This is a genomic window from Roseobacter sp. HKCCD6576-2, assembly GCF_013179285.1.
GTDB lineage: Bacteria > Pseudomonadota > Alphaproteobacteria > Rhodobacterales > Rhodobacteraceae > Rhodophyticola > Rhodophyticola oceani.
Genome location: NZ_WVNW01000005.1, coordinates 140,951 through 157,552 on the forward strand (window position 1 = coordinate 140,951; position 16,602 = coordinate 157,552).

The following is a 16,602-nucleotide window of genomic DNA, read 5'->3' on the forward strand; positions in this document are numbered from 1 at the left end:
CGGCTCAAAACTACCGCCCATGTCCGACCCCTTCTTTTTTGGCTATGGCAGCCTGGTTAATCGCGCCACCCATGCCTATCCACGCGCGACCAAAGCGCGAGTATCGGGCTGGGGGCGTGCTTGGCGCGGCACGCGGCTGAGGCGCGTGGCGTATCTAACGGCGGTCGAGATGCCGGGGGCCGAGATCGACGGGCTGATCGCAGCGGTGCCTGGTGCGGATTGGGCCGCTCTCGATGCGCGCGAACGGGCTTATGCCCGCCATCAGGTGGCAGAGATCAGCCATAACCATGAAGACAGCGTCGCGGTGCAGATCTACAAAGTTGAGCCACACCACGAAGCCGATGGGGAAGATCACCCGATCCTGCTCAGCTATCTCGATACGGTGGTTCAGGGCTATCTGCGGGAGTTCGGCACAAACGGCGCCGCGCAGTTTTTTCACACGACCATCGGCTGGGAGCTGTCGATCCTTAATGATCGCGCCGCCCCTATCTACCCACGTGCACAACCGCTTGAGGCCGATGAACGGCGCTTCGTCGATAATCAGCTTGAGAGCCTATCGACGGTGGTGAAACAGTTGTAGCTGCCGCGCCTGACGCTGAAAGACCCCGGGCGCGGCCACCGCCTCTTGTTTGCCGATAACCCGAAGCGCCAGCCAAAGCGAGATCAACCCAAAGATCAGCCCGCCCACCGCTTGGCCAATCAAGACGCCCGCTGCGCCAAACCAGGACGCGAAAAGGATCACCAGAGGGACCGTGCCCAATGTGTGGCGACCCCAATTGATCCAGGTTGAATAATAGGGATGGCCGAGATTGTTGAACGCCGCGTTCGAGACAAAGATCATCCCGTTGAAGAAGAAGGCCAGCGCCAGCGGGCCGCAGAACAGGAACACCAGATCGCGGGTGATGCCAGACGCTTGGAACAAATCCGCAATCGGCCCACGTATCGCGAACAGAACGGCGGTCACCAAGATCACCACAAGCGCTGTAAACACCATGCCATCGCGATAGGCGCGCCGCACCCGGTCATAATCCTTGGCCCCGTAATTCTGCCCGATGATCGGCCCGATGGCTCCCGACAGCGCGAAGATCACCCCGAAGGCGACTGGTGTCAGACGCGCGACGATCGCCATACCGGCAACTGCCTCCTCGCCATAGCTCGCCATGGAACGGGTGACATAGGCTTGACCAATCGGGGTCGCGAGTTGAGTCAGGATCGCAGGAAAAGCCAAGGTCACAACCGGACTCAAATCAAGCCGCATCTCCGGCAGGTTTGGGCGGCCAAAGCCTCCGTAATAGCGCATGATCGGGATCAATGCCGTGGCCGCAATGGTCAGCCGTGCGGCGACCGAGGCCAGTGCGGCCCCGGTCAGTTCCAAGTCCAAGCCGAAGATCAAAATCGGGTCCAAAACCGCATTGACCAGCCCGCCCCAGATCGTCGCCATCATCGCCCGCCTGGCATCGCCATGGGCGCGCAGGATCGCACCACCAACCATCCCGACCAAGAGGAAGGGCAGCGATGGGATAATGATCTGCAAATAGTCGACAGCAAGCTCTTGCGTCTCGCCGCTCGCGCCAACCAGGGCCGTCAGACCGGCCAGGTTCGTCCAGACGATGGCGCTAAAAATCGCGCCGAACACCACACCGAAGATCAACGTGTTGGTGGCCCGCCGCTGCGCCAGCGCCTCGTCGCCTTCGCCCAAGGCCCGCGCCACCAAAGCGCCACCAGCAATGGCCATCCCGATCCCAAAGGAGGTGGTGAAGAACAGAATTGCGCCTGCATATCCCACGGCAGCGGCCAGTTCCGCCTTGCCCAGCATCGAGATGAAAATCATGTCAACAAAATCGACCAGGAACACCGCCATCAACCCGATCGTCGCAGTGAGCGACATCACCGAGATATGCCGGAACAGATTTCCGCTCAGGAATTTCGCCTGTGCTTGTGCCATCGCGCGTCCCTTCGCCCTAGCCGTGGCATGGATGACGCGCGCGGGCCAGAGATTTTAATGCCTCCGGCGGGGATATTTTTGAAGCAGAGAAGTCCGCTCTGCGTTTAGAGACTGGGTTTTTTCTGCAAGAGCGGCATTACATCGGCCATCTCGGGACCCCGTTCCAGACCGGTCACCGCCTTGCGGAGGGGCATGAACAATCCCTTGCCTTTGCGTCCCGTCGCCTCTTTCACCGCGCTGGTCCACTCGGCCCAGGTGGTCTCCGAATAGGGTGGCTCCGGCAGCATCTCGAAGGCTTGCACCACGAAATCGTGGTCTTCCGCGTCCACCAAAGGCGTGGCCCCGTCCCGGAACAGCGCCCACCACCCCGCCAGATCGGCGCGCGTCGTGATGTTGGCCCGTGCGACGGTCCAAAACGGCTCGGCCAGATCAGCAGGCACGCCGAGGGCCGCGACATCTTCGGCCACCGTAGACAAGGGCTGACCATGCAAATAGCGCCCGGTCAGCGGGTAAAGGTCTTCGACGTCAAATTTCGTCGGGGCCGCGCCGAAATGATCCAAATCGAACCCGTCTGCCAGTTCATTGAGCGAGCCGGCCAGTTCCACCGGCTGCGACGAGCCGATCCGCGCCATATGTGACAGGAGCGCCATCGGCTCGACTCCATTCGCGCGCAAATCGCGCAAGGCCAGCGTGCCGAGACGTTTCGACAGCGCCTCCCCTTGCGGCCCGGTCAGAAGCGAGTGATGCGCGAAGCTCGGCACGGTGCCGCCCAAAGCTTCGATGATTTGAATCTGAGTTGCCGTGTTGGTCACATGGTCAGAGCCGCGGACCACATGGGTGATCCCCATCTCGGTATCATCAACCACGGAGGCAAGCGTATAGAGCACCTGCCCGTCCTGACGGATCAGGACCGGATCACTGACACTGGCCGCGTCAATCGACAGATCGCCCAGAATACCATCGGTCCACTCGATCCGCTCGTGGTCGAGCAAGAACCGCCAAACCCCCTGCCCGCGCTCCGCCTTCAACGCGGCCTTCTCAGCGTCCGACAGCTTCAGCGCCGCCCGGTCATAGACCGGTGGCTGCCCCATATTGAGCTGCTTCTTGCGCTTCAGGTCCAGTTCCACCGGCGTCTCGAACGCCTCGTAAAACCGCCCTTTCTCGCGCAGAGCATCCGCCGCTGCCGCGTAACGGTCGAGCCGGTCCGATTGCCGTTCAACCCGGTCCCAGGTCAGGCCGAGCCATTCCAGGTCTTCCTGGATCGCATCGGCATAAGCCTGGGTGGAACGTTCCGGGTCGGTATCATCCAAGCGCAGGATGAATTGCCCGCCCGCCTTCCGCGCGATTAGGTAGTTGAACAGCGCAGCACGCAGATTTCCGATATGCAAATAACCAGTGGGAGATGGCGCAAAACGGGTGATGGTCATCGGAACCTCCAAATTCAGGGCCGATCCTCTTTCACAGGCGACTGCTTTTGTCCATATCGGGCCTATGTCCGACTGGTCCAAATCGACACCGCCCGATCTTAACGCATTCGAAGCGCTGGCGCTTGCGGCGCGCGCGACCCTGCCGGCGCCCTATTCCGAGGCGGCACAAGCCGTCGTTCTGCGGGTCGAGGATTTCGCACCCGACAAGATGCTGGCCGAGATGGGAATGGAGAACCCGTTCGAGTTGACCGGTCTTTATGAAGGCATCCCCCTGACCGAGAAATCGGTGATGGATCAACCCTTTGGCCCTGACACGATCTGGCTTTTCCGCCGCCCGATCTTGGAGGAATGGGCCGAACGCGGCGACGTCCCCCTGGGCGATCTTGTTGCCCACGTCTTGGTCCATGAACTGGCGCATCACTTCGGCTGGTCCGATGCCGATATTGCCCAGATTGACCGCTGGTGGGAGTGACGTCGCCCGGCTCACACCATTGTGCGCTGGCCTGGGGTGATTCCGCTGCTACCTTTCTCCAAAGACATCCCTCAGATTGGAGCCTGCCGCATGCCTCGCTTAACCCGCCGCCAAACCCTCACCGCCGGGGCTGCCCTGCCGCTGGCCGCCCTTGCGCCTGCCGCGCAGGCAGATGCACCTATGCTTGGGGCCGATTTTGCGATGCATCGCCGGTTCACCCTTGGCGGTTTTGAAGTCACAACGCTTCTGGTCGGCACCTCGCCGGCCAATGACCTGCAATCGATCTTCGGGATGAATGTCAGCGCCGAAGAGTTTGCCGAGGTCAGCGCCGCCAATTTCATCTCGCCTGATCAGGCACAGTTTTTCTTCACACCGACCGTGATCAACACCGGGGCCGACCTGGTGCTGTTCGACACGGGGTTGAACGCGGCGGGCACCACCGGCGCGCTTGCGGCGGCGGGGTATACGCCGGATCAGATCGACCTCGTCGTGTTGACCCATATGCACGGCGACCATATCGGCGGAATGCTGTCGGACGGCCCACCGACTTTCCCCAATGCCCGTTATGCCACGGGCCGTGTCGAATATGACGCTTGGGCCGCCGCCGGCAATGACGGGTTCAACCAAAACGTGCGCCCGTTTGCCGATCAGATGACCTTCTTGGAGGACGGCCAAGAGGCCGCCTCTGGCCTGACCGCGATGGCGGCGTTCGGTCATACACCGGGCCATATGGTCTATCGGATCGAAAGCCAGGGCGAGGGCCTCGTCCTCTTCGCGGATCTCGCCAATCACCCGATCTGGTCGCTGGCCCGCCCGGATTGGGAGGTGCGGTTTGATATGGATAAAGAGGCCGCCGCAGCCAGCCGTCGACGTGTTTTGAGCATGATTGCGGCCGAACGCCTTCCGGCCATCGGCTATCATATGCCCTTCCCCGCCTTGGGTTATGTCGCGACCGATGGTGACGGGTTCCGTTGGGTTCCGGAAGCCGGGCAGCTTATGGGCTAAGCAGCAACCCGACCGGGGGGTCAGCTTGGGGAGACCGGCCAGCGGCGGCCCAAATCCTCAAGCCCATCGGCGATCAATTCGGCCAAGACGTCCATGTCGATATCTGCAAGCTTGTTGACATAAAGACAGGCCCGACCGGTTTTGTGCTTGCCCAACCGCGCCAAGAGTGCATCGCGTTCGGCATAGCCGGGCATGATGTAGAGCGAGAGATTTGATTTCCGTGGCGAAAACCCGGTGGCGAGGAAATCTCCCTCTCGGCCCGTGTCATACCGATAGTGATAGCGTCCATAGCCCACAATCGTCGGCCCCCACATAACCGGCGTCCAGCCTGTTACCTCGCGAAACAGCGCATCCAGCGCCAACCCATCGGCCCGGCGCACCGGATGTTCCACAGCCTCCAGAAAGGCGGTTACAGACTCGCCTGTTGGTTGGGTTTTGTTTGCCGTCATCACGCCCCCTTGCCACCAATCGTATAGGATTTGGCGTTTGGGCCAAAGTGGGCTTAGACACGATCCCCCCGGTCCAATCGTGCCAGCACCTCCGCTGCACCTTCCAAAACATGCGCCCGCCGTGTCGCATCCATCCGATCCCAGACCCGATACATCTGCGCCATACGCGGATTTGTCTCAAATCGGCGACGATGACGGTCCAGAAACGCCCAATATAAGAGGTTGAACGGGCAGGCCCCGACGCCGGTCTGCTGGGCAACCGAATACGCGCAGTCTCGGCAGTAGTCCGACATCTTGTTGATGTAGTTGCCGCCCGAAACATAGAGCTTCGACCCGACAATGCCGCCATCCGCGAACTGGCTCATCCCGATCACGTTCGGCGCCTCGACCCATTCATAGGCATCCGCGTACACAGCCAGATACCATTCATGCACCTGGTAGGGATCAATACCGGCCAATAGGGCGAAATTGCCCGTCACCATCAAGCGCTGGATATGATGGGCATAAGCCTCGTCCCGCGTTTGCTCGACCGCTTCGGCGACGCAACGCATGTCGGTCTCTCCGCTCCAATAGAACGCGGGCAGCGCCCGATCATGGCCTAGGGCGTTTCGGGTCACATAATCTGGCCCTTCTCGGAAATAGATGCCGCGCATGTATTCGCGCCAGCCGATGATCTGGCGGATGAACCCCTCCACGGCGTTGATCGGCGCTTGCCCCGCCCGCCAGGCCGCCTCCGCCGCGCCGCAAATCTCCTGCCAGGTCAGCAACCCAGCATTCAGATACATCGAGATCACAGAATGATAGAGAAACCGATTGCCGCTGAGCATGGCGTCTTGATAATCGCCGAATTTCGGCAAGGCGTGGGTGATGAAATGGTCAAGCGCCTGACGCGCCTCGGCCTGATCGGTGGCAAACCAAAACGGGCGCAGCGTGCCGAAGTTATCGCCGAAACGCGCCTCGACCAGCGCCAATACGGCGTCAACGGCCTCATCGGGCGCAAATCGCATCGGGCCATCAAAGTCGATGCTATCAGGCGCCGGTTTGCGGTTGTCATGGTCGTAATTCCATTGCCCGCCCGCCGGTTTGTCTCCCTCCATCAACAGCCCGGTTTTGCGCCGCATAAGGCGATAAAAGTGCTCCATTCGCAGTGCTTTGCGGCCCTCGGCCCAGGCGTCGAACTCTGCGTGCGACGAAAGAAACCGATCATCTGGGAACAGATGCACGGGCAAAGGGCTATCCTCTAACGCCGAGATCAAACGCCATTCGCCGGGCTCCGTCGCCAACACCTCTATCGCCCCTAACGCGGCGGCATGGCGAAGTAGTTCGCCAGTAATTGAGCCGGTGTTGTCCGGGTCATCAAGGCGCGTGTAGCGCACCCGCCAGCCGTCTTGCGCCAACCGCACGGCAAACTTCCGCATCGCCGCAAAGAGAAACGCGATCTTTTTCGGGTGATGGGGCACGTAACTGGCCTCGTCAGCCACCTCTGCCATGATCACGACATCGGATGTCTGATCGGCCTCGCGTAGTGCAGACAGATCCAGGCTGAGTTGATCCCCCAGGACTAGAACCAGCCTCACCACGGCACCGCCTGCCCGGTCCAATCAAAAAAACCGCCGGTATCGATCGGGGTCAGCCCGTCCATAACGTTCAGCAGGTTTTCGGCCGCTTCGGAGGCGGGAACAGACGGATGGCGCCCCAGGTATTTCTCTGTGAACGCCGTCTGCACCGTGCCGGGATGCAAGGCCACACAGATCGCCGGTTTCCGCGTTCGCGCGATCTCGATGGCAGAGGTCCGTATCACCTGGTTCAACGCGGCCTTTGCGGTTCGGTAGCTGATCCAACCGCCCAATCGATTGTCTCCGATTGACCCAACCCGCGCCGAGAGCACGGCGAAAACACTGCGCCGCTCCCGTGGCAGGAGCGCCAGCCCGTGTTTCAACACCAAAGCCGGGCCCAAGGCATTGAGCCGGAACTGATCAAGCATCGCCTCGGGTGACAGCGTCTTGAGGGTCTTTTCCGGCTCTGCCCCCGCGATCTCTAACGCGCCGCTCGCCACAACGATCCGGTCAAACGTTCCTTCCAACGCCCCGAGATGCGCCGCGACGTTGGCCTCGTCGGTCACATCCAGCCCGTCGCCGGAGCGTGAGAGGCCCGTCACCTCAGCCCCCCGCAGTCGCAGGGCTTCCGTCAGCGCGGAACCGATGCCGCCCGATGCGCCAATGATCAATGCGCGTTCTGTCATCCTTTGCCAGCTAGCCGGGTCGAACCACGGGTCAACCGCGCTGACCCAAAAAGGGGGTTTTCATCTGCGCCCGTGTTCGTAAACTGCGACCCATGACATCGCGCAGCCATATCGTTCCGACCGCCGCCCCTTTGGGCGCGCTCGACCTGCGTGGTCTTCTCCTTCTTAGCCGCCTCTGAGCGTGCCTTTCGGCGCGACCGCTCAGAGGAGGAATAGCGCCGAGTGACCCAGGCAATCTAAGAAGAGACATCATGCAGAAAGTGAACCTTGCCGAAAAACTGGCCATGTTCGACACCCATTGGGACCCCCATGTGGTGGCGACCTATAATGATAACGACGTTCTGATCGTGAAGTTTCAAGGGGAGTTCCCCTTCCACAAACACGCGACGACGGACGACTTCTTCCTCGTCATCGACGGCGAAGTGACGATGGAGTTCGAAGACCATGACCCCATCCGCTTCGGCCCCGGCGAAATCGTTGTTGTGCCCAAAGGCGTGATACACCGGCCACGCGCCGAGGAAGAGGCCAAAGTCCTCCTAATCGAGCCGACTGGCGAACCCAATTCCGGCGACGCAGACCGCGCGCCTGCCCCCAAGCCTTCTATTTGATGAGATGAAACCAATGAACACTGACAAAAACCGCGTGGTGATTTTCGACACCACCCTGCGCGATGGCGAGCAATCCCCAGGCGCAACCATGAGCCACGAAGAGAAATTGGAGATCGCGAGTCTCCTGGACGATATGGGCGTCGACATCATTGAGGCCGGTTTCCCAATCGCATCGGAGGGCGATTTCGCCGCCGTCTCCGAGATCGCGAAGAACGCCCAGAACAGCGTGATCTGCGGCCTGTCTCGCGCGAATTACAAGGATATCGACCGCTGTTGGGAGGCCGTGCGCCATGCCAAGCAGCCCCGCATCCACACCTTCATCGGCACCTCGCCACTGCACCGCGCGATCCCCAACCTGACCCAGGATGAGATGGCCCAACGCATCCACGACACCGTGACCCATGCGCGGAACCTCTGCGACAATGTGCAGTGGAGCCCGATGGACGCGACCCGGACCGAGTGGGATTACCTCGCCCGCGTGGTCGAGATTGCGATCAAGGCCGGGGCGACCACCATCAACATTCCCGACACGGTTGGCTATACCGCCCCGAACGAATCCGCCGAGTTGATCCGTCGGTTGATCGCCGAGGTCCCTGGCGCGGATGAGGTGATTTTCTCCACCCATTGCCATAATGATCTGGGCATGGCGACGGCCAATTCACTGGCAGCCGTTGAAGGCGGCGCGCGGCAAATTGAGTGCACCATCAACGGCTTGGGCGAACGCGCGGGCAATACCGCGTTGGAAGAGGTCGTGATGGCGATGAAGGTCCGCCACGACATCATGCCCTTCACCACCGGCATCGATGCGACCAAGATCATGAACATCTCGCGCCGCGTCGCCACGGTTTCCGGCTTCCCGGTACAGTTTAACAAAGCGATCGTCGGCAAAAACGCCTTTGCCCATGAATCGGGCATCCACCAAGACGGGATGCTGAAAAATGCCGAGACCTTCGAGATCATGCGGCCCGAGGATGTCGGCCTCAGCGAAACCAATATCGTCATGGGCAAGCATTCCGGCCGCGCGGCGCTGCGCTCGAAGCTGAAAGATCTGGGGTATGATCTGGGCGACAACCAGTTGAACGATCTCTTCGTCCGCTACAAAGAATTGGCGGACCGCAAGAAAGAGGTTTTCGATGACGACCTGGTCGCTCTGGTTTCCGACAGTGCCGCCACCGATCTGGATGACCATCTGCAACTGCAATCGATGACCGTAGTGTGCGGCACGGAGGGGCCGCAAAAAGCAACGATGACCATGACGGTCGATGGCGTCGAGAAATCGGTCGAAGCGACGGGGGACGGCCCTGTCGATGCGGCCTTTAACGCGGTCAAAGCGGTCTTTCCCCATGCTGCAACGCTGCAGCTTTATCAGGTGCATGCCGTGACTGAGGGCACCGACGCCCAGGCCACGGTCAGCGTCCGGATGGAGGAAGAAGGCCGGATCGCAACGGGTCAATCCGCCGATACGGACACCGTCGTGGCCAGTGTACGCGCCTATATCAATGCCCTCAACCGCCTGATCCTCCGCCGTGAGAAGGGCGCCGGCCATGACCTGCCGGAAGTGTCTTATAAAGACGTCTCTTGATGTGACTCAAACCCCGGGCGGGGCCGACCCCCACAGCCAAACGCCGCCACAAATCCTCTGAATGTGCGATTTGGCCCCACCCGGAACAGCGAAATAGCGCTGATCTGCGCTGATAACGCCCTTTACGGACGCGAAACAGGGTGCCTATATGCAGACCGGTTTGGCGCTGGTGAGTCTTCCCGCGCCTCTTTTGGACGTGACAGCAGGATTTTCCCCAAATATGGCCTTCGGACTTGGCAGCCTTTTCTCCGCCGATATGGCAATCGACCTCGGCACGGCAAACACGCTTGTCTATGTGAAAGGCAAAGGCGTGATCCTGAACGAGCCCTCCGTGGTGGCCTATCAAGTCAAAGACGGTGTGAAGAAGGCGCTGGCCTTCGGTGAAGACGCTAAGCTGATGCTGGGCCGGACGCCCGGTTCGATCCAAGCTATCCGACCGATGCGCGACGGTGTGATCGCCGATTTCGACGTGGCCGAAGAGATGATCAAGCACTTCATCCGCAAGGTCCATAAACGCACCACCTTCACCAAACCGAAAATCATCGTCTGCGTGCCCCATGGCGCAACGCCGGTCGAAAAACGCGCCATCCGTCAATCGGTGCTCTCGGCAGGTGCGCGCAAGGCCGGGCTGATCGCTGAGCCCATTGCGGCGGCCATCGGTGCAGGCATGCCCATCACCGATCCGACTGGCAATATGGTGGTCGATATCGGCGGCGGAACGACCGAGGTGGCCGTCTTGTCGCTGGCCGACATTGTCTATGCGCGCTCGGTCCGGGTGGGGGGCGACCGGATGGATGACGCGATCATTTCCTATCTCCGTCGGCAGCAAAACCTGTTGATCGGGGAGGCCACCGCCGAGCGGATCAAGACCTCCATTGGGACGGCGCGGATGCCCGATGATGGCCGCGGCGCCTCGATGCAGATCCGGGGCCGCGACCTGTTGAACGGGGTGCCGAAGGAAACCGAGATCAGTCAGGCGCAAGTTGCCGAGGCCTTGGCCGAACCGGTGCAACAAATCTGCGAAGCCGTCATGAGCGCGCTTGAAGCGACGCCGCCCGATCTGGCCGCCGATATTGTCGACCGCGGCGTGATGTTGACCGGCGGCGGAGCACTTCTGGGCGAACTTGATCTCGCGCTTCGTGAGCAAACCGGTCTGGCGATCTCGGTTGCCGATGAAAGCCTGAACTGTGTGGCGCTCGGTACAGGGAAAGCGTTGGAGTATGAAAAACTCCTCCGCCATGCGATAGATTACGACAGCTAGTCCGCCACCCGGCCCCTGACACCGCCGGATCGCAAGGATCAAAATGGCCCGGGATCGCAATGATCAAGCCTATGCCCGCCCCGTCCGGCGCCTGCTGCTGACGGTCGTTGTCCTATGCCTGGTGTCCCTCGTTTTGATCTGGCGGATCGACAATCCCAGGGTTGAACGGATGCGCGCCGAGATCATCGACCGGGTGGTGCCCAATATGGAATGGGCCATGGCGCCAGTCACCGGCATGGCGCGGATGCTGGATGACTTCCAAAGCTACACAAGGCTCTACGAGCAAAACCAGGAACTGCGCCGCGAGTTGCAGCAGATGCGGGCTTGGCGCGAGGCAGCCTTGCAACTGGAACAGGAAAACGCCCGGCTCCTCGATCTGAACCGGGTACAACTTGACCCCGAACTGACTTTCGTGACCGGCATCGTCTTGGCCGATAGCGGCTCGCCCTTCCGACGCTCCGTCTTGCTCAATGTGGGGGCGCGCGACGGCATTCTGGATGGCTGGGCCACAATGGACGGATTGGGCGTTGTTGGCCGGATCGCCGGCGTCGGCGAACGCACGGCTCGGGTTCTGCTTCTAACCGATAGCAATAGCCGAGTGCCGGTCACGGTGCAGCCCTCGGGCCAGCAAGCGCTTTTGCTTGGCGACAACTCCCTCGCCCCCGCGCTGGAGTTTATCGAAGACCCCGAAGATATTTCCGCCGGCGACCGGGTGGTGACCTCGGGTGATGGTGGTCTTTTCCCTGCCGGTCTTTTGGTCGGTCAGGTCGTGATGACCCCCGATGGGCGGGTGCGTGCACGGCTTGCGGCCGATTATGCCCGGCTAAACTTCCTTAGGGTGATGCGGAGCCACCCTGGCACCACGCTTAGCGATCCCGGCGGGTTGATCGGCCCACCTTGGCCGCTGCCTGACACCGAAACAGATGCCGCACCAATCAGTGCGCCGCTTCTGGAAACCGGTGAGTTGGGCCAATGATCGACCCGGTTACGCGCCATATCTGGACCTATCGGCTGATCTATCTCGCGTTGAGCCTGGTGGTCATGACCTACAAACTCTTGCCCCTTGGCCTGGGCAACATTGGCCTGCCTGCGCCCGACATCCTTCTGGCCCTCACTCTGGCATGGATCTTGCGCCAGCCCGCCGTTGTCCCAATGGCCTCCATTATCGTGGTTTTCCTGCTGGCCGATTTCCTGTTCCACCGTCCGCCAGGCCTCTGGACGGCCCTGGTGCTGCTGGTTAGCGAAAACCTCCGCACCCGTCGCGCACCGATGACCGCGTTTCCATTCCTTTTCGAGTGGGGTGCCTTTGCATTGGCGGTCTTTGGGCTGCTGATCCTCAACCGCGTGGCGCTTTGGGTGCTGATGGTCGATCAAACCACCCTCGGCCTGACCCTGGCACACGGGATTGTCACCGTCGCGATTTATCCGATCGTTGTCGCGGTCTCGAAATTTCTCATTGGCTTGCGTAAGCTAGGCCCGATTGACCCCGAGGCCGCCAAAGCCGCATGAAACGCTCGCCCAAAGAAACCGATGACAGCGCCCGCCTCGTTGGCCGCCGCAGCCTGGTGGTCGGTGGCCTGATGGCAGGCACCGGGGCCGTTCTGGCCGGACGAATGCGCTATCTGCAGGTGGAACGGGCCGATGATTTCCGGCTTTTGGCCGAAGAAAACCGGATCAACATTCACCTCCTGCCCCCTGCCCGCGGATTGATCTTTGACCGCGGAGGGACTCTTCTCGCGGGCAATGAGCAGAACTATCGCATCGTCATGACCCGCGAGGATGTGGACGATCTGGACGAGGTCCTCGCGCGCCTCACCGAATTGGTCAATCTGGACCAGGGCCGTCTGGAGCGCGCTCACCAAGAAATTCTTGAACGCCCGCCTTATGTACCCGTCACCATCGCAGATCGGCTAAGCTGGGAAGAGCTGTCAACCGTTGCGGTCAACGCCCCGGCCCTGCCCGGCGTCACCCCCGAGTTTGGCCTGAGCCGCATCTATCCGCTCGGTGCCGATTTCTCTCACGTGGTTGGCTATGTCGGCCCGGTCTCCGACTGGTATCTCGAGACAACTGGCGACACGGACCCTGTCTTGCAAATCCCTGATTTCCAAGTCGGTCGTTATAATGTCGAAGCCCGGATGGAGGCCGATCTGCGCGGCCAGGCTGGCAGCAAATGGGTGGAAGTGAATGCAGGCGGCCGGGTCATGCGCGAGCTTGACCGAGATGCCGCTAACCCAGGCTCGGATCTGCAACTCACCATCGATGCCGGTTTACAAAACTACGTCGAGGCCCGGCTCCATGGCGAAAGCGCGGGCGCCGTTGTGATGGAGGTTGAAACCGGCGAAGTCTTGGCGCTTGCCTCCGCCCCCACGTTCGACCCCAACCTGTTTGTGCGCGGCATCTCCACGACCAATTGGAACGCACTCAACACCGATCCTTACCGCCCGCTGGCCAACAAAGCGACGCAGGGCCTTTATCCGCCCGGCTCCACCTATAAAATGATCGTCGCGCTGGCCGCGCTTGAGGCCGGTGTGATCACGCCGGACGAAACCGTGTTTTGCGGCGGCTTCACCGAATTGGGCAACCGGCGTTTTCATTGCTGGCGCGGCGGCGGCCACGGCCACATGAATCTCATCCAGAGCCTCTCGCAATCCTGCGACGTCTACTACTACGAGCTGGCGCAACGGACTGGGATAGAGGCGATCTCCGCCATGGCGCGGCGCTTCGGCTGCGGAATCCGTCATGACATTCCGCTTTCGGGCGTGGTCACCGGGCTCGCGCCGACGATGCAGTGGAAGCGCGAAAATCGCGGCGAAGATTGGCTGGTCGGCGACACACTCAACGCCTCCATCGGGCAGGGCTTTGTCTTGACCTCACCCCTGCAACTCGCCGTCATGACGGCGCGGGTTGCCACAGGGCGCAATATCGTGCCGACCCTGGTGAAATCCATAGATGGGCGGGACAACGTACCGTCAGACGCCGAGGATCTGGGCCTGAACCCCGAAAATCTCGCTCTGGTCCGCCGCGGCATGTACGAGGTCAACAATTCCGGGCGCGGCACCGCCTATTCGAGCCGGTCAGTCGACGCGGCTTATACCATCGCGGGCAAAACCGGCACCAGCCAGGTCCGCAACATCACCGCTGCCGAGCGGGCGCGCGGTGTGATCCGCAATGCAGACCTGCCTTGGGAACGCCGCGACCACGCGCTTTACGTCGGCTATGCGCCCTATGAGCAGCCTCGATATGCAATCTCTGTGGTCGTTGAGCATGGCGGTGGCGGTTCAGCGGTGGCGGCGCCGATTGGCCGGGATCTTCTCTTGCGCGCTCAACATGGCGACGTGCCCCCACCCGAACTCTACCCGTCGGGACAGCGCCGCCGCATCGAAGACATGCATGAGCAAATGCCGCTGAGGCCCGCGACACCTCCCGAAGACAGCGGCGGGAGCAGTCAGGCATGAGTTTTCTGGAATATACGGTCAAATCCACGCCCTCCGGCCTGCGCAAATTGCTCTATCTGAATTGGGGTCTGGTGCTCTTGATCACCGCTGTGGCCTGCATCGGATTTCTGATGCTCTACTCCGTCGCCGGCGGCTCTATGAGCCCCTGGGTCGAGCCACAGATGCAGCGGTTTGGCTTGGGCCTGCTGGCCATGTTCATAGTTGCCATGACCCCAATCTGGTTCTGGCGCAACATGTCGGGCGTCGCATATGGCATCTCGATCCTGATGCTTCTGTACGTGGAGTTTTTCGGTGCCGTCGGTATGGGGGCGCAGCGCTGGATCGACCTGGGTTTCATGCGGCTGCAACCATCGGAACTGACCAAGATCACTATGGTGATGCTGTTGGCGGCCTATTACGATTGGCTCGACAGCCGGAAAATGTCGCGCCCGCTTTATGTGCTGATCCCACTCCTGATCATTGTGGTCCCAGCCATGCTCACGCTGCGCCAGCCCGATCTTGGAACGGCGCTCCTGCTGCTGATGGGCGGCGGGGCCGTGATGTTCCTCGCGGGCGTCCACTGGGCCTATTTCGCCGCCGTTGTCGCCGCAGGCGTCGGGGCAGTCAGCGCCGTCTTCGCCTCCCGCGGCACGCCCTGGCAGCTTTTGCAGGATTACCAGTACCGCCGCATCGACACGTTCCTAGACCCCTCGACCGATCCGCTCGGCGCGGGCTATCACATCACCCAGAGTCAGATTGCCTTGGGTTCCGGCGGGTTCTCTGGGCGCGGCTTCATGGAAGGCACGCAGAGTCGGCTCAACTTCCTGCCTGAGAAACACACCGATTTCATCTTCACCACATTGGCCGAGGAGTTCGGCTTCGTCGGCGCGGCCTCGCTTCTGGCGCTTTATCTGCTGATCCTGCTTTTCTGCGTCGTGACCGCCCTGCAGACCAAAGATCGCTTCGCGTCGCTCGTCACGCTCGGCATCGCGGTGGCGTTTTTCCTCTATTTCGCGATCAACATGGCAATGGTCATGGGCCTCGCGCCGGTGGTCGGCGTGCCCCTGCCCCTGGTCAGCTATGGCGGCTCGGCCATGTTGGTCTTGATGGTGGCCTTCGGTTTGGTGCAATCAGCGCATATCCACCGTCCCCGTTAAGGCCAAAACCTCCATGCCCAATATTCTCTTCGCCGCGCGCCCCGAGCGCTGGACCCAATATGAGCCGCATCTGCGCGAGGCCCTGGCCGAGGCCAATCTGTCGCACGCCAACCTGACGACCGAGGCCAATCCGGCGGAGGTCGATTACATCATCTATGCGCCGAACGGTGATGTGCAGGATTTCACGCCCTTTACCCGCCTGAAAGCTGTTCTGAACCTCTGGGCCGGGGTCGAGGATGTGGTCGGCAATGAGACTCTGACCGTGCCGCTGGCCCGGATGGTCGACTATGGGCTGACCGAAGGCATGGTAGATTGGGTCGTGGGCCACACCCTGCGCCACCATCTCGGCATGGATGCCCATATCCATGGCCAAGACGGGGTCTGGCGCGCGGGTATTGTACCGCCTTTGGCGCGCAATCGTACAGTGGCGATTTTGGGCCTCGGTGCGCTTGGCACGGCCTGCGCGACGGCGCTTGCCGGGCTCAAATTCCGCGTCACCGGCTGGTCGCGCAGCCCGAAAAACATCCCCGGTGTTGAAACGGGTCACGGCCCCGATGGGTTACAAAAAATCCTGAAATCGGCAGAAATTGTAACCCTTCTGCTGCCCGACACGCCCGCGACCGAAAACACACTCAACGCCGAAACCCTCGCTTTGATGCCCCGTGGTGCCGTCATCCTAAACCCAGGCCGCGGCCCGCTCATCGACGATGACGCGCTGCTCGCCGCACTCGATAGCGGCCAAATCAGCCATGCCACCCTCGATACATTCCGCATCGAGCCACTGCCGAAAGAGCATCCGTTTTGGGCCCACCCCAAGGTCACAGTTACCCCCCATATCGCGTCTGAGACCCGCGCCGACAGCGCCGCCCGCGTGATCATCGACAACATCCGCCGCGGCGAGGTCGGAGAGCCCTTCCTCCATCTTGTCGATCGCGATCTGGGCTACTAACCCCTTCTCTGCTTTCAAAATATCCCCGCCGGAGGCTCCAACCTCTGGCCAAATGCAGCACAGGACGAAAA

At 61.3% G+C, this 16,602-nt stretch carries 16 protein-coding genes; 11 read left to right on the top strand and 5 right to left on the bottom strand.

Translation table 11 applies throughout. The annotated features are described in order from the left end of the window. Nucleotides 1–19 precede the first annotated feature (19 nt). Nucleotides 20–580 (top strand): gamma-glutamylcyclotransferase family protein, encoded by a 561-nt coding sequence (locus tag GTF44_RS17255; RefSeq protein WP_171561365.1) that lies wholly within the window; start codon nt 20–22, stop codon nt 578–580. Here GTF44_RS17255 and GTF44_RS17260 read toward each other — a convergent pair. After that, entirely contained in the window at nt 554–1,945 is a 1,392-nt protein-coding gene (locus GTF44_RS17260; protein WP_171561367.1) for an MATE family efflux transporter, read from the bottom strand. The genes GTF44_RS17255 and GTF44_RS17260 overlap by 27 nt on opposite strands. Before the next feature lie 104 nt (nt 1,946–2,049). Continuing rightward, nucleotides 2,050–3,372 carry a glutamate--tRNA ligase gene (gltX, locus tag GTF44_RS17265; protein ID WP_171561368.1) on the bottom strand — a complete coding sequence of 441 codons (1,323 nt, stop codon included), beginning with the start codon at nt 3,370–3,372 and terminating at the stop codon, nt 2,050–2,052. Nucleotides 3,373–3,436: 64 nt separating this feature from the next. Here gltX and GTF44_RS17270 point away from each other — a divergent pair, with 64 nt between their 5' ends. Together GTF44_RS17270 and GTF44_RS17275 are read left to right on the top strand one after the other, a co-directional pair. Further along, the gene (locus tag GTF44_RS17270) at nt 3,437–3,844 is read left to right on the top strand and encodes a metallopeptidase family protein (protein WP_171561370.1); all 408 of its coding nucleotides are present in this window, start codon (nt 3,437–3,439) and stop codon (nt 3,842–3,844) included. A 90-nt stretch (nt 3,845–3,934) separates the two neighbouring features. Next, entirely contained in the window at nt 3,935–4,849 is a 915-nt protein-coding gene (locus GTF44_RS17275) for an MBL fold metallo-hydrolase (protein ID WP_171561372.1), read from the top strand. A gap of 20 nt (nt 4,850–4,869) precedes the next feature. Here the strand turns inward: GTF44_RS17275 and GTF44_RS17280 are convergent, their stop codons facing one another. From GTF44_RS17280 to GTF44_RS17290, 3 genes are read right to left on the bottom strand one after another with little or no spacing between them, the layout of a single operon-like run. After that, a complete protein-coding gene (locus tag GTF44_RS17280) occupies nt 4,870–5,298 on the bottom strand; it encodes a DUF1801 domain-containing protein (RefSeq protein ID WP_171561373.1) in 429 nt (142 codons plus the stop codon). 53 nt (nt 5,299–5,351) lie between these two features. Next, the gene (locus tag GTF44_RS17285) at nt 5,352–6,878 is read right to left on the bottom strand and encodes a cryptochrome/photolyase family protein (RefSeq protein ID WP_367383402.1); all 1,527 of its coding nucleotides are present in this window, start codon (nt 6,876–6,878) and stop codon (nt 5,352–5,354) included. Then, nucleotides 6,872–7,540, bottom strand: coding sequence for an SDR family NAD(P)-dependent oxidoreductase (locus GTF44_RS17290; protein ID WP_171561377.1), 669 nt, complete (start codon nt 7,538–7,540; stop codon nt 6,872–6,874). Before GTF44_RS17290 ends, GTF44_RS17285 begins: the two co-directional genes overlap by 7 nt. Nucleotides 7,541–7,791: 251 nt before the next feature. Here GTF44_RS17290 and GTF44_RS17295 point away from each other — a divergent pair, with 251 nt between their 5' ends. From GTF44_RS17295 to GTF44_RS17330, 8 genes are all read left to right on the top strand, one after another. Then, complete coding sequence (locus GTF44_RS17295) at nt 7,792–8,148, top strand: cupin domain-containing protein (protein WP_171561379.1); 357 nt, start codon at nt 7,792–7,794, stop codon at nt 8,146–8,148. A gap of 13 nt (nt 8,149–8,161) precedes the next feature. Then, nucleotides 8,162–9,730, top strand: coding sequence for a 2-isopropylmalate synthase (locus GTF44_RS17300; protein ID WP_171561380.1), 1,569 nt, complete (start codon nt 8,162–8,164; stop codon nt 9,728–9,730). A gap of 220 nt (nt 9,731–9,950) precedes the next feature. Then, nucleotides 9,951–10,991, top strand: a complete 1,041-nt coding sequence (locus tag GTF44_RS17305) for a rod shape-determining protein (RefSeq protein WP_145215253.1) — start codon at nt 9,951–9,953, stop codon at nt 10,989–10,991. A gap of 43 nt (nt 10,992–11,034) precedes the next feature. Next, nucleotides 11,035–11,967, top strand: coding sequence for a rod shape-determining protein MreC (gene mreC, locus GTF44_RS17310; protein WP_171561382.1), 933 nt, complete (start codon nt 11,035–11,037; stop codon nt 11,965–11,967). Then, nucleotides 11,964–12,500: a rod shape-determining protein MreD gene (locus tag GTF44_RS17315; protein ID WP_171561384.1), complete on the top strand. Its 537-nt coding sequence runs from the start codon at nt 11,964–11,966 to the stop codon at nt 12,498–12,500. Before mreC ends, GTF44_RS17315 begins: the two co-directional genes overlap by 4 nt. Next, nucleotides 12,497–14,446, top strand: a complete 1,950-nt coding sequence (gene mrdA, locus GTF44_RS17320) for a penicillin-binding protein 2 (RefSeq protein ID WP_171561386.1) — start codon at nt 12,497–12,499, stop codon at nt 14,444–14,446. The genes GTF44_RS17315 and mrdA overlap by 4 nt, the downstream gene beginning before the upstream one ends. Then, nucleotides 14,443–15,582: a rod shape-determining protein RodA gene (gene rodA / locus GTF44_RS17325; protein WP_171561388.1), complete on the top strand. Its 1,140-nt coding sequence runs from the start codon at nt 14,443–14,445 to the stop codon at nt 15,580–15,582. The genes mrdA and rodA overlap by 4 nt, the downstream gene beginning before the upstream one ends. A 13-nt stretch (nt 15,583–15,595) precedes the next feature. Beyond that, nucleotides 15,596–16,531, top strand: a complete 936-nt coding sequence (locus GTF44_RS17330; RefSeq protein ID WP_171561390.1) for a glyoxylate/hydroxypyruvate reductase A — start codon at nt 15,596–15,598, stop codon at nt 16,529–16,531. The last annotated feature ends 71 nt before the right edge of the window (nt 16,532–16,602 follow it).

Coding starts and splice junctions, on each gene's coding strand:
- rodA (WP_171561388.1), top strand. CDS start 14,443: ATGAGTTTTCTGGAATATACGGTCAAATCCACGCCCTCCGGCCTGCGC.
- mreC (WP_171561382.1), top strand. CDS start 11,035: ATGGCCCGGGATCGCAATGATCAAGCCTATGCCCGCCCCGTCCGGCGC.
- GTF44_RS17330 (WP_171561390.1), top strand. CDS start 15,596: ATGCCCAATATTCTCTTCGCCGCGCGCCCCGAGCGCTGGACCCAATAT.
- GTF44_RS17290 (WP_171561377.1), bottom strand. CDS start 7,540: ATGACAGAACGCGCATTGATCATTGGCGCATCGGGCGGCATCGGTTCC.
- GTF44_RS17305 (WP_145215253.1), top strand. CDS start 9,951: ATGGCCTTCGGACTTGGCAGCCTTTTCTCCGCCGATATGGCAATCGAC.
- GTF44_RS17295 (WP_171561379.1), top strand. CDS start 7,792: ATGCAGAAAGTGAACCTTGCCGAAAAACTGGCCATGTTCGACACCCAT.
- gltX (WP_171561368.1), bottom strand. CDS start 3,372: ATGACCATCACCCGTTTTGCGCCATCTCCCACTGGTTATTTGCATATC.
- GTF44_RS17275 (WP_171561372.1), top strand. CDS start 3,935: ATGCCTCGCTTAACCCGCCGCCAAACCCTCACCGCCGGGGCTGCCCTG.
- GTF44_RS17260 (WP_171561367.1), bottom strand. CDS start 1,945: ATGGCACAAGCACAGGCGAAATTCCTGAGCGGAAATCTGTTCCGGCAT.
- mrdA (WP_171561386.1), top strand. CDS start 12,497: ATGAAACGCTCGCCCAAAGAAACCGATGACAGCGCCCGCCTCGTTGGC.
- GTF44_RS17315 (WP_171561384.1), top strand. CDS start 11,964: ATGATCGACCCGGTTACGCGCCATATCTGGACCTATCGGCTGATCTAT.
- GTF44_RS17270 (WP_171561370.1), top strand. CDS start 3,437: ATGTCCGACTGGTCCAAATCGACACCGCCCGATCTTAACGCATTCGAA.
- GTF44_RS17255 (WP_171561365.1), top strand. CDS start 20: ATGTCCGACCCCTTCTTTTTTGGCTATGGCAGCCTGGTTAATCGCGCC.
- GTF44_RS17300 (WP_171561380.1), top strand. CDS start 8,162: ATGAACACTGACAAAAACCGCGTGGTGATTTTCGACACCACCCTGCGC.
- GTF44_RS17280 (WP_171561373.1), bottom strand. CDS start 5,298: ATGACGGCAAACAAAACCCAACCAACAGGCGAGTCTGTAACCGCCTTT.